18 protein-coding genes are annotated in these 20,850 nt (G+C 46.4%); 14 read left to right on the forward strand and 4 right to left on the reverse strand.

Translation table 11 applies throughout. The features are described 5' to 3' along the window. Window positions 1-78 precede the first annotated feature (78 nt). Together DN92_RS01145 and DN92_RS01150 are read left to right on the forward strand one after the other, a co-directional pair. Window positions 79-2,406: an NADP-dependent malic enzyme gene (locus DN92_RS01145; RefSeq protein ID WP_173959524.1), complete on the forward strand. Its 2,328-nt coding sequence runs from the start codon at window positions 79-81 to the stop codon at window positions 2,404-2,406. Window positions 2,407-2,544: 138 nt separating this feature from the next. Then, entirely contained in the window at window positions 2,545-3,165 is a 621-nt protein-coding gene (locus DN92_RS01150) for a barstar family protein (RefSeq protein ID WP_088527993.1), read from the forward strand. 28 nt (window positions 3,166-3,193) lie between these two features. Here the strand turns inward: DN92_RS01150 and DN92_RS01155 are convergent, their stop codons facing one another. Further along, on the reverse strand, window positions 3,194-3,955 hold the full coding sequence (locus DN92_RS01155; protein ID WP_173959525.1) for a 16S rRNA (uracil(1498)-N(3))-methyltransferase: 762 nt from the start codon (window positions 3,953-3,955) through the stop codon (window positions 3,194-3,196). A gap of 43 nt (window positions 3,956-3,998) precedes the next feature. Here DN92_RS01155 and tkt point away from each other — a divergent pair, with 43 nt between their 5' ends. After that, window positions 3,999-5,996 carry a transketolase gene (gene tkt / locus DN92_RS01160; RefSeq protein WP_173959526.1) on the forward strand — a complete coding sequence of 666 codons (1,998 nt, stop codon included), beginning with the start codon at window positions 3,999-4,001 and terminating at the stop codon, window positions 5,994-5,996. Window positions 5,997-6,036: 40 nt separating this feature from the next. Beyond that, window positions 6,037-7,065 (forward strand): type I glyceraldehyde-3-phosphate dehydrogenase, encoded by a 1,029-nt coding sequence (gap, locus tag DN92_RS01165; protein WP_173959527.1) that lies wholly within the window; start codon window positions 6,037-6,039, stop codon window positions 7,063-7,065. An 89-nt stretch (window positions 7,066-7,154) separates the two neighbouring features. Here the strand turns inward: gap and DN92_RS01170 are convergent. Together DN92_RS01170 and fur are read right to left on the reverse strand one after the other, a co-directional pair. Then, window positions 7,155-8,515, reverse strand: a protein-coding gene (locus tag DN92_RS01170; RefSeq protein ID WP_173959528.1) for an IS3 family transposase whose coding sequence is annotated in 2 segments (ribosomal slippage) — window positions 7,155-8,056 and window positions 8,056-8,515 — 1,362 coding nt in all. Because the reading frame shifts where the segments join, the coding sequence is not laid out codon by codon here. Window positions 8,516-8,658: 143 nt separating this feature from the next. Next, window positions 8,659-9,117 (reverse strand): ferric iron uptake transcriptional regulator, encoded by a 459-nt coding sequence (gene fur, locus DN92_RS01175; RefSeq protein WP_173961218.1) that lies wholly within the window; start codon window positions 9,115-9,117, stop codon window positions 8,659-8,661. Between the two features lie 67 nt (window positions 9,118-9,184). Between fur and DN92_RS01180 the strand changes: the two genes are divergently transcribed. From DN92_RS01180 to hemL, 10 genes are all read left to right on the forward strand, one after another. Beyond that, window positions 9,185-9,880 carry an outer membrane protein assembly factor BamE gene (locus tag DN92_RS01180; RefSeq protein WP_254598310.1) on the forward strand — a complete coding sequence of 232 codons (696 nt, stop codon included), beginning with the start codon at window positions 9,185-9,187 and terminating at the stop codon, window positions 9,878-9,880. Window positions 9,881-9,950: 70 nt separating this feature from the next. Then, window positions 9,951-10,751 (forward strand): 4-hydroxy-tetrahydrodipicolinate reductase, encoded by an 801-nt coding sequence (dapB, locus tag DN92_RS01185; RefSeq protein WP_173961219.1) that lies wholly within the window; start codon window positions 9,951-9,953, stop codon window positions 10,749-10,751. Window positions 10,752-10,787: 36 nt separating this feature from the next. Next, the gene (leuS, locus tag DN92_RS01190; RefSeq protein WP_173959530.1) at window positions 10,788-13,457 is read left to right on the forward strand and encodes a leucine--tRNA ligase; all 2,670 of its coding nucleotides are present in this window, start codon (window positions 10,788-10,790) and stop codon (window positions 13,455-13,457) included. 24 nt (window positions 13,458-13,481) lie between these two features. After that, a complete protein-coding gene (locus DN92_RS01195) occupies window positions 13,482-14,009 on the forward strand; it encodes an LPS-assembly lipoprotein LptE (protein ID WP_173959531.1) in 528 nt (175 codons plus the stop codon). 19 nt (window positions 14,010-14,028) lie between these two features. Next, window positions 14,029-15,090: a DNA polymerase III subunit delta gene (gene holA / locus DN92_RS01200; protein ID WP_173959532.1), complete on the forward strand. Its 1,062-nt coding sequence runs from the start codon at window positions 14,029-14,031 to the stop codon at window positions 15,088-15,090. A gap of 60 nt (window positions 15,091-15,150) precedes the next feature. Then, a complete protein-coding gene (locus DN92_RS01205) occupies window positions 15,151-16,437 on the forward strand; it encodes a glutamate-5-semialdehyde dehydrogenase (RefSeq protein WP_173959533.1) in 1,287 nt (428 codons plus the stop codon). Between the two features lie 44 nt (window positions 16,438-16,481). Then, on the forward strand, window positions 16,482-16,907 hold the full coding sequence (locus DN92_RS01210) for a CopD family protein (RefSeq protein WP_173959534.1): 426 nt from the start codon (window positions 16,482-16,484) through the stop codon (window positions 16,905-16,907). A 55-nt stretch (window positions 16,908-16,962) separates the two neighbouring features. After that, window positions 16,963-18,429: a THUMP domain-containing class I SAM-dependent RNA methyltransferase gene (locus DN92_RS01215; RefSeq protein WP_173959535.1), complete on the forward strand. Its 1,467-nt coding sequence runs from the start codon at window positions 16,963-16,965 to the stop codon at window positions 18,427-18,429. Window positions 18,430-18,451: 22 nt separating this feature from the next. After that, the gene (locus tag DN92_RS01220; RefSeq protein ID WP_076024011.1) at window positions 18,452-18,622 is read left to right on the forward strand and encodes a rubredoxin; all 171 of its coding nucleotides are present in this window, start codon (window positions 18,452-18,454) and stop codon (window positions 18,620-18,622) included. Between the two features lie 63 nt (window positions 18,623-18,685). Beyond that, entirely contained in the window at window positions 18,686-19,978 is a 1,293-nt protein-coding gene (hemL, locus tag DN92_RS01225) for a glutamate-1-semialdehyde 2,1-aminomutase (RefSeq protein ID WP_173959536.1), read from the forward strand. A gap of 23 nt (window positions 19,979-20,001) precedes the next feature. On the opposite strand, the gene DN92_RS01230 is transcribed toward hemL, so the two are convergent. Continuing rightward, window positions 20,002-20,841 (reverse strand): symmetrical bis(5'-nucleosyl)-tetraphosphatase, encoded by an 840-nt coding sequence (locus DN92_RS01230; protein ID WP_173959537.1) that lies wholly within the window; start codon window positions 20,839-20,841, stop codon window positions 20,002-20,004. Window positions 20,842-20,850 lie beyond the last annotated feature (9 nt).

Raw genomic sequence — 20,850 nt, forward strand, 5'->3', positions numbered from 1 at the left:
TTTTATGGCTCTTGGGAGTCTGACATCCGAGAGGAATAGAATTAGAAACTTGAACAAGCCTGATTGATGAGTGAACTGATGAGTAAACCAAGCAATAGCAGCAAAGAACAGCAGATAGCGGATTTAAGAGCGGCTGCTCTTCATTATCACGAGTTCCCTGTTCCAGGGAAAATCGAAATTGCCCCTACCAAGCAACTAACCAATCAGCGCGACCTCGCTTTAGCTTATACCCCAGGTGTTGCGGCAGCTTGTGAAGAGATCGTAAAAGATCCTGCTAATGCATTTCGTTACACAGCACGCGGTAATTTAGTCGGCGTCATTACCAACGGTACCGCAGTATTAGGACTCGGAAATATTGGACCACTGGCCAGTAAGCCAGTGATGGAAGGTAAGGCAGTTCTCTTTAAGAAATTTGCCGGTATCGACGTATTTGATATCGAAGTCAACGAGAATGATCCGGATAAGCTAGTAGAGATCATTGCCGCTCTTGAGCCTACTTTTGGTGGTATCAATTTAGAAGACATCAAAGCACCAGATTGTTTTGTTGTTGAGCGTAAGTTGCAAGCGCGCATGAAGATTCCGGTCTTTCATGATGATCAGCATGGAACAGCAATTGTGGTTGCTGCTGCGATTTTGAATGGCCTAAAAGTCGTTGGTAAAGATGTGGCTAATGTGAAGTTAGTGACCTCTGGTGCTGGCGCCGCTGCTCTGGCCTGTTTAGATTTATTAGTCGACCTCGGTATCCTACGTAAAAATATTTGGGTGACTGATTTGGCCGGTGTTGCTTATAAGGGCCGTAAGGAGTTAATGGATCCCGAGAAGGAGCCATTCTGCCAAGAGACCGAGTTGCGCACCTTGGATCAAGCAATTGAAGGCGCTGATATTTTCTTGGGTCTGTCTGCAGGTGGAGTTCTCAAACAAGATATGGTCAAGAAAATGGCACCTAAGCCATTGGTATATGCCTTGGCAAATCCAACTCCAGAGATTCTTCCTGAAGAAGTAAAAGAAGTTCGTCCTGATGCTGTGATGGCGACTGGTCGTACCGACTACCCAAATCAAGTCAACAACGTATTGTGCTTTCCGTTTATTTTTCGGGGCGCCTTGGACGTTGGTGCGACAACGATTACTCGTGGCATGGAAGTCGCGGCAGTCAAGGCTGTAGCGGAATTAGCCCAAGCAGAACAGAGCGAGATCGTTACCTCTGTGTACGGTATTGAGAATTTATCTTTTGGCCCAGAGTACCTGATTCCAAAACCATTTGATCCACGTTTAATTACGGTGATTGCTCCTGCTGTTGCACAAGCTGCAATGGATGATGGTGTTGCACAGCGCCCCATTAAAGACTTTGATGCTTACCGCAATCAGCTGCAACAATTTGTGTACCACTCTGGTACTTTGATGAAGCCATTGTTTAGTATCGCTAAGCGTGTACCTGAAAATCAAAAGCGGATTGTTTTTGCCGAAGGTGAAGATGAGCGTGTATTGCGTGCAGTACAAATTATTGTTGATGAGCGTTTGGCTACGCCAATTTTGATTGGTAGACCAGCGGTGATTGAGCATCGTATTGGCAAGTTTGGATTGCGTATTAAAGCTGGCGAGGATTTTGAGATTGTGAATCCAGAGAGTGATTCACGTTTCCGTGATTTCTGGCAAACCTATTTGGCTTTGACCGAACGTAAAGGCGTTACTGAGTCTTTTGCTAAGCTAGAAATGCGTCGTCGTAATAGCTTGATCGGATCCATCATGATTACCAAAGGTATGGCTGATGGCATGATCTGTGGAACCGTTGGCAATTTAGCAACCCATTTGAAGTACATCGATGAGGTGGTAGGTCAAGAGCCGGGTGCTAATGTTTATGGTGCCATGTCTGGATTGATTTTGCCGGGCCGCCAAGTGTTCTTGGTAGATACCCATGTCAATATTGACCCAACTGCAGAGCAATTGGCTGAGTTGACATTAATGGCTGCAAGCGAGATGCGTAAATTGGGTATTGCTCCTAAGGTGGCACTCTTATCTCATTCCAACTTCGGCTCAAGCAGTGCTCCATCTGCAGTCAAAATGCGGGAAGTATTGGCTTTGATTCAAAAAGCAGATCCAACACTCGAGGTCGATGGTGAGATGCATGGTGATAGTGCTTTGGATGAAACCATTCGTGCTAGCGCAGTTACTTCATCCCCTTTAAAAGGTGACGCCAACTTGCTAGTGTTGCCAAACATTGATGCTGCGAACATTTCGTACAACTTGTTAAAGACAGCTGCCGGTAACGGTATTGCAATTGGACCATTGCTCCTCGGTGCTGCTAAGCCCATTCATATTCTGACGCCATCAGCTACTGTGCGCCGTATCGTCAATCTCACCACTTTGGCAGTAGTTGAAGCAGCTAGCAATGCTAGAGGGGTTGCATAATAAGGTGGTGACTAGCTTTATTTATGTTAGTTAGCGATAACTAACATAAATAATTATTATATAAATCAATGGTTTATATAAAATGCACTGTAATTGGGCTTGATTTGATGGCGTGTTAAGGGTAACCTAGCACCCATCATGAATAATCGCTCTGAAAACGGCACTACAGCAGGCTTCGAAGAACACAGTCGAGCTGAAAGTTGGGATAGCAACGATAGACTTGAAACTGAGTCGTCCGCTGCCAACATCTACGCCGAAGGTGGTTTATCTCGTTTACAAACCTATGCAGCAAATCAAGTTTCGGGGAAAAAAGTGACAGCTTCTTGGCGTGCCGCTTTGGCCGTTCGCGATGCCGGACCGCCGGCAATGTTGCGCAGTGTGCGCCCAAACATCGTGCAATCGATTCGTGCTTTTCGTACCCCTGACCTTCAGGAGGCAGCTACTGAGCTTGGCCAGCATTTCATTTACGCTAATTGTGCGAATGCAATGACTAAAGGCGAGGTTTTGGAGGCTATTGCGATTGCCTACACATTCACCAAGCAACAGGCAAAGAATTTTGACCCCTTGTTAGATGCTTTGACTACTACTGTTGATAAGTCTGGCCCACAGCCTGGTTTTGTAGTGGTCCTAGAAGGTTTACCTTGCACTCAGAAGTTTGACAAAGAAGCTCGTGAGACCTTATTGGATGTATTCCGTGATGCGGTGGATTTCTGGTCTGAGCGTCGTACACCTTATCGCGTCTTCTACTCATTCGCCTGATTAAGTAATAAAAAAGCAAAAATCGCCTCTATTTGAGGCGATTTTGCATTTCTAGGTCCCAAATACTGTGAACGGCCGTGATCGCTACGATTCCCGCAGTCTCGGTGCGCAATACTCGACTACCCAAAGAGACTATTTGATAGCCTGCAGTTTGAGCTTGCGCTTCCTCCTCCGGCGAGTAGCCACCTTCAGGTCCAATCATCAAGACAACATCCTGCGGTGGGTTTCCCATCAACACTGAATACAGACTTTTATTGCCATCAGGGCTTAAAAGTAGTTTAAGTGCCGCTTTTTGTGGCTTTTGTAGGTAACTATCAAAATTTTGGACGGGTTCTACAGCAGCAAGCACAGTGCGGTCACATTGTTCGCAGGCTGCTTGAACAATCCCCTCCCAATGCAAAAGACGCTTCTGAGCACGCTCAGCGTCACTAGATCGCGTTAATTTGATGACCGAGCGCTCACATTGCAAGGGTGCAATGACCTGAGCACCAGTCTCGATAGCCTTTTCAACGATCCAATCCATTTTGTCCCCGCCAGCAAGACCTTGGGCTAGGGTGATGGCATATGGGCTCTCGCGGTGGGTATCAAGGCGTATCTGGCTAAGTTCAGCTTCACCGGTTTTATTGCCTAAGGAGAGCAATTTTGCTTGGGCAACCTGACCTTTGCCATCAAAGATGGGGAAGTATTCACCCACTTGAATACGACGAACGCGCAAATGATGGGCAAGCTCAGGAGTGAGGAAGTTGGGCTTTTCGGTTTCCCATGGCCCGGGAAGATAAAATTGAGGCATTACCGAAATATAGCTAATTAATTTTCCAGAGACCCAATTTACGATGTCAAACCTTCAAATTCGTATGGCCAATGCCATTCGCGCTTTATCCATGGATGCAGTTCAACAAGCCAATTCTGGTCATCCAGGGATGCCGATGGGTATGGCCGATATTGCGGTTGGTCTTTGGAATGAACATTTGCAACACAATCCGACAGATCCACATTGGATCAATCGCGACCGTTTTGTTTTATCAAATGGCCACGGATCAATGTTGTTGTATTCCTTATTGCATTTGACTGGCTATGACTTGCCGATGAGCGAGTTGAAAAATTTCCGTCAGTTACATAGCAAAACTGCTGGCCATCCCGAGTATGGAATTACTCCGGGCGTAGAAACCACTACTGGTCCTTTGGGTCAGGGAATTTCAAATGCAGTGGGCATGGCGCTTGCGGAAAAATTATTAGCGGAAGAATTTAATCGCCCAGGCCATGACATTGTGAATCACTACACCTATGTATTTTTGGGTGATGGTTGCTTGATGGAGGGCATTAGTCATGAAGTATGTTCATTGGCTGGCACACTCAAGCTGAATAAACTAATTGCGTTGTGGGATGACAATGGTATTTCGATTGATGGCAAAGTGGTTTCTTGGTTTAACGAAGATACGCCAAAGCGTTTTGAGGCATACGGCTGGAATGTATTGCGCGATGTTGATGGCCATGATGCGGAAGCCATCTCAAGCGCTATTTCGAAAGCAAAGAAGAGCGATAAGCCTACCTTGATTTGTTGCAAGACGGCGATTGGCCAGGGTTCGCCCAATATGGCAGGTAGCGATAAGGTACATGGCTCTCCATTGGGTGCTGCTGAAATTGCTGCAACCCGTGTTGCATTGAATTGGCCTTATGCACCTTTTGAAATTCCCAAAGATATTTATGCGGCTTGGGATTTTAAGAAACGCGGTCAAGCTGCTGAGCATGAGTGGAATAAAGAGTTCCAAGCGTACAAAAATAAGTACCCGGAATTGGCTTCTGAATTACAACGTCGCATGCAGGGTGACTTATCCGAAGATTTCTCATCTACTTTGGATGCTTATTTAAAGACTTGTGAAACAAAAGCAGAAACGATCGCCACTCGTAAGGCCAGTCAAAATGCAATCGAAGCATTAGCTCCAGCCCTGCCCGAATTTATGGGCGGCTCTGCTGACTTAACGGGCTCTAACTTAACCAATTGGTCTTCATGCAAGGCTGTGCGTGCTGATCAGTGGGGTAACCATATTAATTATGGCGTTCGTGAATTTGGTATGAGTGCCATCATGAATGGCATTGCTTTGCACGGTGGTTACATTCCGTTTGGAGGCACCTTCTTAACCTTCTCTGATTACAGTCGTAATGCTTTGCGTATGGCTGCATTGATGAAGTTGCGTAGCATTTTTGTTTTCACGCATGACTCTATTGGCCTGGGTGAGGATGGTCCAACACATCAATCCGTTGAGCATGTGGCCAGCTTGCGCTTGATTCCGAATTTGATGGTGTGGCGTCCATGCGATACCACTGAAAGTGCGGTAGCTTGGGGATCTGCGATTGAGCGTAAGCATGGCCCAAGCGCCTTAATCTTTAGTCGTCAAAATTGCCCATTTGTTTCACGTAATCGTCAGCAGGTGAAAGATATTGCACGTGGTGGATATGTATTACGTGATCCTAAGACTGCAAAAATCGATGCCGTCATTATTGCAACTGGCTCTGAAATTGCTTTGGCTTTGCAAACTGCGGAGCGTTTAGAGGGTGAGGGCTTTGGAATCCGTGTGGTGTCGATTCCTTCAACCACAGTATTTGATCAACAAGATTCTGCTTACAAAGCAAAAGTCTTGCCTGCAGATATTCCACGTATTGCGGTTGAAGCAGGCGTGAGTGATTTCTGGTGGAAGTATGGTTGTGCAGCGGTGCATGGTGTCGATACCTTCGGTGAATCTGCGCCTGCGCCAGTGCTGTATGAATACTTCGGCTTAACGGTGGATCAAATCTCTAAAACCGTGAAGCAATGTATTGCTAAGAAAAAATAACGTATCAGTTTAAGAATTTAATATTAGTTAGGGGAATGGAATGACAATTCGTGTCGCAATTAATGGTTATGGTCGTATTGGCCGCATGGTCTTGCGTGCTTTATATGAAGATCAAGTCAATGGCAAGCCAAGACGCGATATTCAGATTGTGGCAATTAATGCCATGGGCGATATCGATATCAACGCCCATTTAACGCAATATGATTCTGCACATGGTCGGTTTCCTGCTCAAGTAACAGTAGACGGCGATTGCATGGTGGTCAATGGCGATCGCATCAAAATGTTCTCCACTCGTAATCCTTTGGAAACTCCATGGGGTGAATTGGGTGTAGATTTAGTTTTGGAGTGCTCTGGTAAATTCACTTCAAAAGAAAAAGCCATGGTGCATATCTCCCAGGGCGCGAAAAAGGTATTAATTTCTGCGCCAGGTGAAAAAGATGTGGATGCCACGATTGTGTATGGCGTTAATCAACAAGTCTTAAAGCCAAGCGATATCGTAGTTTCTAATGCAAGCTGTACAACGAACTGTTTAGCGCCATTGGTCAAACCATTGCTGGAAAAAATTGGTATTGAGTCTGGCCTAATGACAACGATCCATGCGTTTACCAATGATCAGGTTCTCACTGACGTTTATCACAAGGATATGCGTCGCGCGCGTTCCGCAGTGACCAGCATGATTCCGACTAAGACCGGAGCTGCAAAAGCGGTCGGTTTGGTATTGCCAGCTTTGGCAGGTCGCTTTGATGGTTTTGCTATGCGTGTGCCGGTAATTAATGTTTCTGTTGTGGATTTAACTTTTGCTGCTAGCCGTGCCACCAGTGTAGATGAGGTCAATTCGATCCTAAAGGCTGCCAGCGAAGGTGAATTGAAGGGTATTTTGGGATTCAATACATTGCCACTGGTTTCAATTGACTTCAATCACGACCCACGTCCCAGTATTTACGATGCCTCCCAAACGCGTGTTTCAGCCGATGGCAAGCTTGTTAAGGTATTGGCTTGGTATGACAATGAGTGGGGTTATTCGGTGCAGATGTTAAATGCAGCGGAAGCTTTGATGGCGGTAAAGTAAGCTGCTATTACTTAAAAGTCGATAAAAGTTGGCTTTATCTGTAAAAAAGACCTCAATTTGAACTGACCCACAAAAGCTGGACAGTTTAATTAGGTTAGCACGAGGGATTGAGTTCGGTAATTAACTGGACTTAATCCCTTTAGCTTTTGTTTGATCCGATCATGGTTGTAGTAGTCGATGTATTCCCTCAGTTGCGCTTTAAATAATTCGATAGTCTCAAACTTCTGTTGGTAGAAGAACTCGGTCTTCATCACTCCAAACCAGTTTTCCATGACAGCGTTATCCAAGCAATTACCTTTCCTGGACATGCTCTGAGTAATGCCTTGCTGGTGCAGGGCCTGCTGATAAATACCCATCCGGTATTGCCAGCCTTGGTCTGAGTGCAGCATGGGTTTATCTTTTGGTTTTAGTTGCTTAAAAGCTTTTTGGAGCATCTGCATGACTGAGCTAATCTGTGGTCGATCCGCAATCTCATAGGAGATGATCTCTTGGTTATATAGATCTAAGATGGGTGAGAGATACACCTTCTGCCCTCCGATATTGAACTCGGTGACATCAGTAACCCACTTTTGATTGGGTTTGCTAGCTACAAAGTGGCGCTCTAGCAAGTTGGGGGCTACCTTACCCACAGACCCCTTATAAGACTGGTAGCGCTTAGGGCGAACGGTGGATTTGAGTCCAAGTTGTCCCATGAGCTTTTGTACAGTCTTAGGATCAAGGTAGTGTTGCAAGTTACCGAGCTCCAAATGGACTCGCCGATAACCATAGCGCCCTTTGTGGCGATGGTAGATGGCGCTGATCTGGGTCTTGACTGCAAGATAGGGATCAGTCTGCTTACTAAGCCCCACCTGGTAGTAATAAACACTTCTAGCCATCTTGGCGACAGCCAAGATGATCTGTAAGGGGTATTGCTGCCTTAACTCAGTAATTACTTGGGCTTGTTCTTGCTTGCCAAGTGTTTTTGCTGGGCTAAGGCCTCGAGCTTTTTTAGGTAATCAGTCTCCACCCTGCGGTACTCAAGCTCTTGCATGAGCTCTTGTGGAGTCATCTGGGTCACCGGCTTATTAGTCGGAATAAATGGTTTACAGGGTTTTGACATGGGTGGCCGTCCCTTGGGCTTAGGTTCTAGGGCTGTGATACCGCCTTCATTGTAAAGACGTTGCCATTGACCAATCGTGCTGGGTGCGGGGATATTAAAGTGGGCTGCCGCTTGATTAATGGAGAGCTGGTGCTGCCCCATATGCTGCAAGACAGATAGCTTGAAGGTAGGCGTGTACTGGACGTAACTCTGATTGAGGCTGTGTGGGCCATGGGCTTTGTAAGCATGAACCCATTTGCGAACATAGGCGTATTTAACGCCGTATTGATCTCCAATAGTTTTAAAACCACCCCTACCGGAGAGGTAATGCTGAATAACTACTAGCTTAAACTCTTTGCTGTATTTGGACATGAGACTGACCCTGTTGAGTTGGATTGGGTGTCCAACTTTTGTGGGTCAGTTCAAATTAAGGTCTTTTTTCATTATGTGAGTCTAATTACAAATAATTGAAGTGGGATTTTTGGGGAAATACTCAATTAGAAGTTAAAAATACATTAAACCTTCTGCTTATTGCGGCAATTTTTCTTCTGGCAGTGGCCATACATCGCTAAAGAGTGTTCTTGAAGCTTAAAACCGAGGTTTTTAGCGATATCGCGTTGCCTTTTTTCAATGGCTTCATCCATAAATTCCTCAACATGCCCACAATCTAAGCACACTAGATGGTCATGATGCTGGCCTTCATTGAGCTCATAAATGGCTCGACTGTCCCCTTTGCTAGATTCAAAGTGGCTGCGGAGCAGAAGTCCTGCCTGTTCAAACTGGGTTAAAACGCGATAAACCGTCGCTAGGCCGATTTCTTTGTCATCCTTGGCTAGGGCCATAAAGATGTCTTCAGCGCTAAAGTGGGTGCCACCATTTTGATGAAAAAAGTCCAATATTTTCATACGAGGACCGGTAGCTTTGAGACCAATATCGCGTAAATTTGCTGGAGTAGAGTTTTGGTTCATATTCATGGGTTTGGGAGCTAAAATCAATGTCTTAATGATACGGCCTGCCATGCAAAATTGCCTTCGACTTTTTATGAGTTTTTTCTATTCCATTTCAGGGATTTTTCGCCACATCCGTTCAGGCTTTCTAATTGCCTTAATTGGTGGGGCACTAAGCTTAGCCGGCTGTACGAGCGCTGTGGACGATACCCAGCGTGCTTGGATGAATAAAGTCTTTAGACCTTACGTTCCCGATGTGGTGCAAGGCAACTTTATTTCCAGTGAGCAATATGCCAAATTGCAGGTCGGCCAAAGTCGCGAGCAAGTTCGCCAAATATTGGGCACGCCCTTATTGGCCAGCTATTTCCATGCGAATCGATGGGATTATGTTTTTGAATTCAAGCGCGCAAATCAGGTCATGGGCAAAGAGCGTCGTGTGACGGTATTTTTCGAAGGCGATAAGTTGGTGAAGTTTCAGGGTGATGCTTTGCCAACTGATGTCGAGTTGGTTGCTGAGATTGATGGCTATGCAAAAACAAAGCGCTCATTTTGGGATGTAGTGACAGGCTCTAATAAGCCTCCAGTAACTATCCCTTTGCAGCAGCCTGAATTGTTAGTGCCTAGTCCAACCAATAATTTGCCTGCTGGTGCTAGCCCTGCTGTGCCTGCAGCCAGCACGAGTAGCTCATTTTGGGACTTTTTTAGTTTTTCAAAAAAATCACCAGAGACTCAGTCCCCACAGTTAGGTCCTGGCTCCTTGAACATTCCGCAAGCCAGTGAAGCTAAATAGAGATTACTTTCGTGTTGATGCTGAGTATTTCCTATCGGCAAACCTTGAATAAGAAATGAAGATGCCAATGATGAAGATCGCAATTGCCGGTGCAACCGGGCGCATGGGAAGAATGTTAATCGAGGCCGTTCTGAGTAGCCCCGATGCTGAGCTAGTTGGGGCACTTGAACACGATACATGCCAATTGCTGGGTGAAGATGCCGGTGCATTCTTGGGCAAGAAAACAGGTGTAGCAATCACTGCAGATATTACAAAAGCTTTAAGCGGCGCTGAATTTTTAATTGACTTCACTCGTCCAGAAGGCACGATGGCCCATTTAGCGGTGGCGCAAAAGACCGGCAGCAAAATGATTATCGGCACAACAGGCTTGAGTCCTGAGCAGATTGCTGCTTTGAAAAAAGCCGCTGAAAATTTAGCAATCGTTTTTGCACCCAACATGAGTGTGGGTGTAAATGTCACCTTCAAGTTATTGGAGATCGCCGCAAAAATGCTGAACGAAGGTTATGACATCGAAATTATTGAGGCCCATCATCGCCACAAAGTAGATGCACCATCAGGTACTGCGCTCAGAATGGGTGAAGTGATTGCTGATGCGCTAGGTGAGAAGTTAGATGATGTCGCCGTTTACGCCAGAGAAGGCCATACAGGCGAGCGTAAGCCAGGATCAATTGGTTTTGCAACCATTCGTGGCGGAGATATTGTTGGTGATCACACAGTGTTATTCGCTGGAGAGGGTGAGCGTATCGAGATTAGCCATAAATCGTCTAGTCGTCAGTCATACGCCCAGGGATCTTTGCGCGCCGCACGTTTTTTGAAGCACCAAAGTTCTGGTCTACATGATATGCAGGATGTGCTTGGCTTACGTAAGTAACTAACTAATAAAAATAGAAGAAAAGAGTTGTATTGAATGAGTAAGGATTACGACCACCGCAGTATTGAAGCGGCAGCGCGAGCTGATTGGGTGAGTGTGCAAGCGTACAAGGTTACTGAAAACGCAGTAGATGCATCCGGCAAGCCAAGACCACAGTATTACGCCTGTTCAATGTTGCCTTATCCATCTGGTAAGTTACATATGGGTCATGTTCGTAATTACACTATCAATGATGTGATGGCCAGACAGTTGCGTATGCAGGGCTATAACGTACTCATGCCAATGGGTTGGGATGCGTTTGGTATGCCCGCTGAAAATGCAGCCATTCAAAATAAAGTGCCGCCAGCTAAATGGACTTACGACAACATTGCTTATATGAAAAAGCAAATGGCGGCGATGGGTTTAGCTATTGACTGGTCGCGCGAAATCGCTACCTGTAGCCCTGATTACTATCGCTGGAACCAATGGCTCTTTTTGAAAATGCTAGAAAAGGGAATTGCTTATCGCAAGACCCAAGTGGTGAACTGGGATCCGATCGATCAAACAGTTTTAGCAAATGAGCAAGTGATTGACGGGCGTGGCTGGCGCTCTGGTGCCTTAGTCGAAAAGCGTGAGATACCGGGCTACTACTTCAACATCACTGCCTACGCAGAGCAACTACTATCTGGTTTGGATGGCTTAGGTTGGCCTGAGCGCGTCAAGACGATGCAGCAAAATTGGATTGGTAAAAGCCGTGGTGTACGTTTTGCTTTCAAGCACGAGATCCAAGATGCACAGGGCAGCTTTGTACAAGATGGCCAGCTGTATGTGTTCACAACTCGTGCCGACACCATCATGGGTGTTACCTTTTGTGCTGTTGCTGCCGAACACCCATTAGCAACGCTGGCTGCCAATAGCAACCCTGAACTTGCTGCGTTTATTGAGAAATGCAAAACTGGTAGCGTGATAGAAGCAGATCTGGCTACCCAAGAAAAAGAAGGCATGTTCACCGGCCTGTATGTCACGCATCCACTCACTGATGAGCCTGTGCCAGTTTGGGTAGGTAATTACGTGTTGATGTCTTACGGTGACGGTGCAGTGATGGGTGTGCCTGCGCATGATGAGCGTGATTTTGCATTTGCACTCAAATATGATTTACCAATTAAGCAGGTGATTGCATTACGTACTCCATCGGATATGTTTAATACCAGTCAATGGCAAGATTGGTACGCACAAAAAGACGATGTCGTTTGTCTAAATAGTGGCAAGTACGATGGTATGTCCCATGAGGATGCGGTGAATGCCGTTGCAGCTGATTTAGAGAAGATGGGCATTGGTGAAATCAAAACCACTTACCGTTTGCGCGACTGGGGTATCTCACGTCAGCGTTATTGGGGTACGCCGATTCCGATTATTCATTGTGGCGATGATCAGAATCCAGGTTGTGGAGCAGTCCCAGTTCCTGAAGCGGATTTACCGGTAGTGTTGCCAGAGGATTGCGTGCCAGACGGTAGCGGGAACCCATTAAATAAGCGTGCGGACTTTTTAAATGTGCAATGTCCGAAGTGCGGTAAGCCTGCGCGTCGTGAAACGGACACCATGGATACCTTTGTAGATTCTTCCTGGTACTTCATGCGCTATACCGGTCCGGATGCAATGACTATGGTGGATGAGCGTAATGAATATTGGATGCCGATGGACCAATACATTGGCGGTATTGAGCATGCGATTTTGCATTTACTCTATGCACGCTTCTGGACCAAGGTCATGCGTGATCTCAAGCTCATTACTTTTGATGAGCCATTCCAAAATTTGCTGACACAAGGGATGGTCCTCAATGAGACTTATTACACCGAAGAAGCTTCCGGTAAAAAGACTTGGCTAAATCCGTTGGATGTAGAGCTCGATCTCGATGAAAAAGGTCGCCCTCGAGGCGCCAAGCTCAAGGGTGATACTTCCGGGGCGCCAGTCGTCATTGGCGGCATTGAGAAAATGTCTAAGAGTAAAAACAATGGTGTTGATCCTCAGGCCTTGATTGATCAATATGGTGCGGATACTGCGCGCCTCTTTGTGATGTTTGCTGCTCCCCCTGAACAGCAACTGGAGTGGTCTAGTGCGGGTGTAGAGGGTGCATCTCGTTTCTTACGCCGTGTCTGGGTCTATTCCAGCAGTCAGGCCGATGCAATCCGGGCTGCTAGTGAAGAATTGCCAAGCGATTTAAATGATGCGGAAAAAGCATTGCGCCTTGAGGTCTATAGCATTTTGAAGCAGGCCAATTTTGATTACCAGCGTCGTCAATACAACACAGTAGTTTCTGCAGCGATGAAGATGCTCAATGTTTTGGAGCCTATCAAGTTGGATGGCGGGGTTGTACGTCCAGCGGTATTACGTGAGTGTTTGAGTATTCTCATCAGAGTGCTATATCCAGTGGTACCGCATTTAACTCATACATTATGGAATGCTATGGGATGCGATAAAACCTTGGGCACATTATTGGACGCACCGTGGCCAATCGTGGATGAGGCAGCGCTTATACAAACAGAATTAACTATCATGCTGCAAATTAATGGCAAGTTGCGTGGGGATATTCGTGTGCCTGCTGATGCCACCAAAGAACAGATTGAAGCTTTGGCTCTGCAGAGTGAGCCAGCAGTTAAGGTGCTCAATGGCGCCGCACCAAAAAAAGTGATTGTTGTACCGGGCCGCTTAATTAATATTGTTGCTTAAGACATCCACTACAAGACTATAGACATGAGCGTAAATACCCTTCGACGAACTGTGCTTGGTTTATTTGCACTAGCGCCAATCAGTGGCTTGGTGGCTTGCGGCTATCGTTTACGTGGGATGGTGGATTTGCCATTTAAAGTGATCGCTATTACCGGTAGTCCATCACCGCCTTTACGTACGGATTTACAAACAGCAATTTTGACCGGTACGGATGCGAAAGTAGCTATCAATCCTAAGGATGCCGATCTCATTCTAGACATTATCAGTGATCTGAATGGCCGTGAGATCCTGGCCTATAACTCGAATGGTCAAGTTTCCGCCTATCGTCTAAACATCCGAGTTGGATTTAGGGCGTATGACAATGCTGGAGCTGATGTTGTGCCTGAAGCTGAGATCTATATGACTCGCGATATGGATTTCTCGGTATCTACGGTTTTAGCGACTGATGTTCAGATGCAGCAGTTTCTGTCTTTGATGCGTCGTGATCTTGCAGTTCAGATTCTGCGTCGTGTCTCTGCATCTGCTCGAGCACCACGGGCTCGAAGCTTTTAAAGAATGATGACTCAATCGCATGGTTAAGAGCGATGCCCTGCAGGTTCATTTGAAGTCGCTAAATTCTGCGGCCTCATTAAAGCCCTTGTATATATTTAGTGGCGATGAGCCTCTCCTAATGATGGAGGCTATGGATCAGTTGCGCGCTAGTGCTAAAAAATTGGGCTATACAGATCGTGAAGTCTTGTTGCAAGAGCGGGGATTTGATTGGGGCGCTTTACTCAGTGCTGGACAAACCATGTCCTTGTTTGGAGATAAACGCTGGGTAGAGTTGCGTATACCAACAGGTAAGCCAGGGCGGGATGGTGCTGAAGCACTCAAACAGTTTTCCGCTCAAATGGAATCTCAAGTAGTAGGATCAGAGGGCCCTGACACGATTTTCTGCATCATTCTGCCCAAGTTAGATGGCAAGACCAAAACCTCCGCCTGGTTTAGTGCTCTGGATGATGTGGGGATGGCCATTCAATTGGACTCTTTGGATCGCGCTCAGCTACCACAATGGATTTTAGGGCGGCTGAAAAAGCAGGGTCAAGAGGTTCAGGCAGGTCCTGAGGGGCAGAGGGCCTTAGCTTTCATTGCTGAGCAGGTAGAGGGCAACCTGATTGCTGCCCATCAAGAAATTCAGAAGCTGGGTTTATTGCATCCAGATGGTGTTCTGACTGAAGAGCAAATTCGGTCTGCGATTTTGAAAGTAGCGCGCTATAACGTTTTTGAGCTTACTGAGGCAATGCTCGCTGGGGATTTGGCGCGGCTCAATCGGATGCTGGACGGTCTCAAAGGTGAGGGCGAGCCTTTGGTCTTGATTCTGTGGAGCGTAACTGAAGAGCTTCGGATACTATCGAAACTCAAGGCTGCAAGTGATGCTGGAGAGTCAGTGCAAAATTTAATGCGTACCAACCGAATTTGGGGTAATAAGGAGCGTTTGTATCCTATGGCCCTTAAACGAGTTCAGCCCGTGAGGTTACGTAGAGCCATGCAGGTAGCAGCAGGTTTAGATCGTCAAGCCAAAGGATTGTATGCGGCAGAGTTGCCGGCAGATCCTTGGGATGGTTTGCGTTTAGTGGGTAACCTTTTACGCTAAAAGTATTCGGATATTTGAAATAGACATTAGCTAACAATTTTCATTACACATAGTCAAGATATGAGCAATTCAACGAACACCATCCAGCACATGATGCAAGACATTGGCCGACGTGCCCGTCAGGCCTCAGGCGCAATGGCGCGGGCATCAAGTAAACAAAAAAATCAGGCTCTGCTACATATTGCTCGGTTAGTTCGTGAACGCTCCGATGAAATCGTGCGAGTGAATGGTTTAGATGTTGCTCGTGCAAAAACAAATGGTCATGATGCCGCATTTATTGATCGACTCACTATGACTCCAAAGACAATTGAGTCTATGGCTTTGGGTTTAGAGCAGATTGTTTCCTTGGAAGATCCCATTGGAAAAATGACGCCATTGCAAAAGCAGGCTTCTGGTATTGAGCTGGGTCAGATGCGTGTACCACTTGGGGTCATAGGCATCATTTATGAGTCTCGCCCTAATGTGACGATTGATGCAGCGGCGCTTTGTTTAAAGTCTGGTAATGCAGTGATTCTGCGCGGTGGCTCAGAGGCGATTGATTCCAATACTTTATTGGCGCAGTTGATTCAAGAGGGTTTAGATGCCGCAAATTTGCCTATGGATGCGGTTCAAGTGGTAACCACTACAGATCGTAGTGCTGTTGGTGAAATGATCACCATGACGGAGTACATCGACGTGATCGTTCCTCGTGGTGGTAAGAGCTTAATTGCCCGCTTAATGGCAGAAGCGCGCGTACCGATGATTAAGCATCTAGATGGTATTTGTCATACCTATATTGATGCAGAGGCAGATATTGCGATGGCGATTACAGTCTGCGATAACGCGAAGACCCAGCGTTATGCACCTTGTAATGCGATGGAAACACTCTTAGTCAACAAAACTATTGCACCTCAGGTCCTGCCAGCTCTCTGCAAAATTTATCAAGATAAAGGTGTCGAGCTACGTGTGGATGCCCTGACGCGTAGTACCTTGGAGGCAGTGGGATTTCAGGGTCTAGTAGATGCGACTGAAGAGGATTGGAATACAGAATATTTAGCACCAATCTTGTCCATTAAGACGGTTGCGGATATGGATGAGGCGATGAGCCATATCGCGCAATACGGTAGCAAACATACGGATGCCATCATTACTAATAATCAAGCGCTGGCTCAGCGCTTTTTGCGTGAGGTAGATAGTGCCAGCGTCATGGTCAATGCCAGCACCCGTTTTGCTGATGGCTTTGAGTATGGTCTTGGTGCGGAGATCGGTATCTCGAACGATAAATTACATGCCCGTGGCCCGGTTGGCTTAGACGGCCTTACTTCTCTCAAATATATCGTCATGGGTCATGGCGAGATTCGTACTTAACCAATTGTTTTTATTAAAAATCTACAGAACGGAAATTATTGATCATGGGTAATGCTTATTTATGGACCAAAACACTTCACATCGTTTTAATTGCCTCTTGGTTCGCAGGCTTGTTTTATCTCCCTCGTATTTTTGTCAACTTAGCAGATGAAAAAAATCCTGAGGTGTATGCCCGTCTTCTGGGCATGGCTGATCGCCTGTTTCGTTTTATGACTATTTTGGCGATTCCCGCAGTAATACTGGGATTCACGCTTTGGTTGCACTTCAAAATCGGCTCTAAAGAAATCTGGATGCATGCCAAAATGTTTTTTGTGATTTTGCTAATTGGCTATCACCATGCTTGCTGGAGTTTGCTCAAAAAGTTCCGCAAAGGGCTTAATACACGTTCGGGTGTTTGGTATCGTTGGTTTAACGAAGTGCCTGTCGTTCTCCTTTTGGTCATAACTGCCCTAGTGGTGATTAAGCCTTAATGCCGCTCTTTTATTTATTTAGTTTTTATATTCCATTTTTTAGATTGCTAGCCTCATGAGATTTTTTGTTGTTTGTCCAGGTGGACTAGAAGTGCCCCTGGCACAAGAGTTAGCAAGTATTGCGCAGCGCCCCGACTGCAAAGCATTGGGTACTTGGGTGATTGATCCTACGCCTACCAGCCCTACGGGTGGAGTTGGCTTAGCGGCGCCCATTTCTGCCGCGATGGCCCTGAATCTGCACTCTCGGATCGCCAGTCGTGTTTTGCTGCAGATGGCTGATGCCCCGTATCGCCAAGAAGAGGATTTATATAAGCTAGCGAGTGGCTTGGCTTGGGAAGAGTGGTTTTCTTCTAAACAAACTTTACGTGTTGATGTAACAGCCCATCGCTCGCCCTTGAAGAGCTTGAATTTTGCGACCCTGAAGATCAAGGATGCGATCGTCGATCGCTTACGCGATGTCACCGGTGATCGTCCGAGTATTGATACTGCATTTCCTGATGTACGCGTGCAAGCCCATTTGACGGCAACCCATGTCACCATTTATCTGGATACCTCTGGTGAGGCCTTATTTAAACGTGGTTGGCGCGATGAAAAAGGTGATGCTCCTCTCAAGGAAAACCTTGCGGCAGGAATCTTGTCAATCACGGGCTGGAAGCCTTCACAAACCTTGTTTGATCCGATGTGCGGTAGTGGAACCTTTTTAGTTGAAGCTGCACAAATAGCTTTGGCTATTCCACCTGGAGCGATTCGGGCAGGAATGTATGGCGATGATGCTAAACCAAGTCGCTTAGCCTATCGCCCATTAGTGACTTCGGCACATGGCTTTGGCTTTCAAAGACTCAAGCCTTTTCATGAAGCGCCTGAGCAAAAGCGTTGGCTTGCTTTGAAAGAGGCTGCGCAGACTGAGATGATGGAGAAGCGTAAGCAGTTTCCAGATTCACAATCTTTAGGTATTAGTGGCGGTGATATCAACGAACGTCTAGTGGCGATGTTTAAGGGTAACTGGCAGCGTGCTCAGTTACCTGGATTGCCGGTAACTCGCCAGATTGATGCTTTAGCTAGTAAGCCTCCTGAGTGTGCAAAAGATGGTGTGATGTTACTTAATCCCCCTTACGGCGAGCGTTTGGTCATAAAAGGTGGGCGAGGCCAGGATCGATCTACGGATGGCGATGCAGAGCAGGACTCTTACGATGATGTTGAGGAGCCAGAAGATCGCTATGCATATAACCTCGAAACCGGTCGCCAAAGCGCTAAGCGTTCTAGCCGCGAATCCCTCAAGAAGTTGCAAGCCCAGGAGGAGCAGGATCCGAAGTTTGTAGAATTCTTAAGGCAATTTGGTCAGCATCTCAAGGATGCCTTTGGTGGCTGGAATATCTTTGTGCTCACAGCAGATATGGCTTTGCCAGGTCAGTTGCGCATTAAGGAGTCAAAGCGCACACCTTTGTTTAATGGACCGCTAGAATGTCGTCTCTTTAAGTTTGAGATGCATCAAAAACGCGATGTCACAGTAGATTTAAAATAAGAAATATCAAAGGAAGACGGTCATGGAATTTAAAACATATATGTGCTTAATTTGCGGCTGGGTCTATGACGAGGCTGCTGGCTTGCCAGAGGAAGGCATTGCACCAGGAACCTTGTGGAAAGATGTTCCGATCAATTGGACCTGTCCAGAGTGCGGCGCGCGTAAGGAAGATTTTGAAATGATGGCGATCTAATCGACCTTATTGATTGAATCACTGAAATACTTTTAGACTAATTAGCGAAAGCAGGGCGGCATCTTGGGACAAAACGACATTTTATTTGAGCGTGCGCAAAGGACGATTCCTGGTGGCGTGAATTCACCAGTGCGCGCCTTTCGTCAGGTGGGTGGTACACCCCGTTTTGTTGCTAAAGCCAAAGGCCCTTATTTTTGGGATGTCGAAGGCAAACGCTACATTGACTTAATTATGTCTTGGGGTCCGATGATTGCGGGGCATGCCAATCCAGAGGTGGTTGAAGCGGTACAAAAGGCTGCCGAAACTAGCTTTAGTTACGGTGCGCCTACTGAGGGTGAAATTGACTTGGCTGAACGTATTTGCCAATTGGTCCCCAGTATTGAGCAAGTACGCATGGTCTCTAGCGGTACCGAAGCGACGATGAGTGCTCTGCGTCTTGCGCGTGGTTACACCGGCCGAGATTTGATTATTAAATTTGAGGGTTGTTACCACGGGCATGCTGATAGTTTGTTAGTAAAGGCTGGTTCTGGTCTTTTGACCTTTGCAGACTCGACACAAAACGCGCCCTCTTCTGGTGGTGTTCCTCATGACTTAGTGAAACATACGCTTGTTTTACCTTACAACGACATCGCTGCTCTTCAAGAAGTATTTCAGAAGCAAGGTGATCAGGTTGCCGCGGTGATTATTGAGCCATTTGCCGGAAATATGAACCTGATCAAACCGTCAAAAGAATTTTTAACAGCACTGCGTCAGCTTACTAGCCAACATGGCAGTGTATTAATTTACGATGAAGTGATGACTGGCTTTAGGGTGGCATTGGGTGGTGCGCAATCTCTGCAAGGCATTACTCCTGATCTCACTTGCCTTGGCAAGGTCATGGGTGGCGGCATGCCGATGGCAGCCTTTGGTGGCAAAAAAGAAATCATGTCTAAGCTGGCACCGCTTGGTAATGTGTATCAAGCAGGTACCTTATCTGGGAATCCTGTGGCAGTAGCGGCGGGATTAAAGACTTTGGAGATAATTTCTCGAGAGGGTTTCTTCGAATGCCTTACAGGTCAAACAGAAAAGCTCATGACAGGCCTCAAGCTTGCTGCAGATGAGGCAGGCGTTCCTTTTGCAGTGGACAGTGTTGGTGGCATGTTTGGGTTTTACTTCGCCAATGAAGTTCCAACTTCTTTTGAGGCGGTGACTAAAACGAATATTGAATCGTTTAAGAAATTCTTCCACCTGATGTTAGATCAGGGCGTGTATTTAGCGCCATCAGCGTATGAGGCTGGATTTACGTCCATTACGCATGACAACGCTGTTTTAGATGAAATTATGACTGCTGCCCGCCACTCTTTTAAAGCGCTATAAGTAATAGCAGTAGGCGTAGAGATTTACATTCTAAGTGGATGATCATAGCCATCCACCTGAATAATCTCTAGTCCCTTGCTGGGCTTACCTGATTCTGGAATTTCCATCGCAGTCAGTTTCCCGCCCCAGACGCAGCCAGTATCTAGGCCGATGACATTTTGATGTCGAAGTAAACCCAATGTAGACCAATGACCAAAGTAGATCAGGGTATCTTTGGTTTTTCTCTTGTGGGCCTTGAACCAGGGAACATATCCTTTGGGCCCATTCTCGAAACCTTCTTTACTATTGAATTCCATCGTGCCGGCAGGCGTACAAAAACGAATGCGAGTGAGTGCGTTCGTAATCACGCGTAGGCGCTCATATCCTTTAAGTGAATTACTCCACTTATTGGGGGTATTGCCATACATATTCGCTAGAAAATGTTTGTAAGATTTTTTGCGAAGCGCTTTTTCTACTTCCTGCGCGCATTCAATTGTTTGCTGAAGATCCCATTGAGGTAAAACACCAGCATGTACGGTGAGTACTTTTCCATTGCTAAGCGCCATGGGCCTGTGACGCAACCAGTCAATTAATTCTGCTCTGTCCGGTGCATCCAGAATGGGTCGTAAGGTATCCAGGCCTTTAGTCATGCGGATGCCAGCATCTATGGCGAGTAAGTGCAGATCATGATTCCCAAGAATACATTCGACGCGTTGATTTTCTTGGAGTCGCTTGAGATAGCGCAAGGTTCCCAGGGAATCTGGTCCGCGATTGACAAGATCACCCAAAAAAATCATTTTTGACCCAGTAGGCGATTTTTTGATGAGCGCCTTTAAGGATGGTGCGCACCCTTGAATATCCCCTACGGCATAGATCTTACTCATACCCTATCT

Source organism: Polynucleobacter arcticus (assembly GCF_013307205.1).
GTDB lineage: Bacteria > Pseudomonadota > Gammaproteobacteria > Burkholderiales > Burkholderiaceae > Polynucleobacter > Polynucleobacter arcticus.

Bases quoted from the DNA above. Each gene is read 5' to 3' on its own strand.
- DN92_RS01145 (WP_173959524.1), top strand. From the start codon at position 79: ATGAGTAAACCAAGCAATAGCAGCAAAGAACAGCAGATAGCGGATTTA.
- DN92_RS01150 (WP_088527993.1), top strand. From the start codon at position 2,545: ATGAATAATCGCTCTGAAAACGGCACTACAGCAGGCTTCGAAGAACAC.
- DN92_RS01155 (WP_173959525.1), bottom strand. From the start codon at position 3,955: ATGCCTCAATTTTATCTTCCCGGGCCATGGGAAACCGAAAAGCCCAAC.
- tkt (WP_173959526.1), top strand. From the start codon at position 3,999: ATGTCAAACCTTCAAATTCGTATGGCCAATGCCATTCGCGCTTTATCC.
- gap (WP_173959527.1), top strand. From the start codon at position 6,037: ATGACAATTCGTGTCGCAATTAATGGTTATGGTCGTATTGGCCGCATG.
- fur (WP_173961218.1), bottom strand. From the start codon at position 9,117: ATGAATATGAACCAAAACTCTACTCCAGCAAATTTACGCGATATTGGT.
- DN92_RS01180 (WP_254598310.1), top strand. From the start codon at position 9,185: ATGAGTTTTTTCTATTCCATTTCAGGGATTTTTCGCCACATCCGTTCA.
- dapB (WP_173961219.1), top strand. From the start codon at position 9,951: ATGAAGATCGCAATTGCCGGTGCAACCGGGCGCATGGGAAGAATGTTA.
- leuS (WP_173959530.1), top strand. From the start codon at position 10,788: ATGAGTAAGGATTACGACCACCGCAGTATTGAAGCGGCAGCGCGAGCT.
- DN92_RS01195 (WP_173959531.1), top strand. From the start codon at position 13,482: ATGAGCGTAAATACCCTTCGACGAACTGTGCTTGGTTTATTTGCACTA.
- holA (WP_173959532.1), top strand. From the start codon at position 14,029: ATGGTTAAGAGCGATGCCCTGCAGGTTCATTTGAAGTCGCTAAATTCT.
- DN92_RS01205 (WP_173959533.1), top strand. From the start codon at position 15,151: ATGAGCAATTCAACGAACACCATCCAGCACATGATGCAAGACATTGGC.
- DN92_RS01210 (WP_173959534.1), top strand. From the start codon at position 16,482: ATGGGTAATGCTTATTTATGGACCAAAACACTTCACATCGTTTTAATT.
- DN92_RS01215 (WP_173959535.1), top strand. From the start codon at position 16,963: ATGAGATTTTTTGTTGTTTGTCCAGGTGGACTAGAAGTGCCCCTGGCA.
- DN92_RS01220 (WP_076024011.1), top strand. From the start codon at position 18,452: ATGGAATTTAAAACATATATGTGCTTAATTTGCGGCTGGGTCTATGAC.
- DN92_RS01230 (WP_173959537.1), bottom strand. From the start codon at position 20,841: ATGAGTAAGATCTATGCCGTAGGGGATATTCAAGGGTGCGCACCATCC.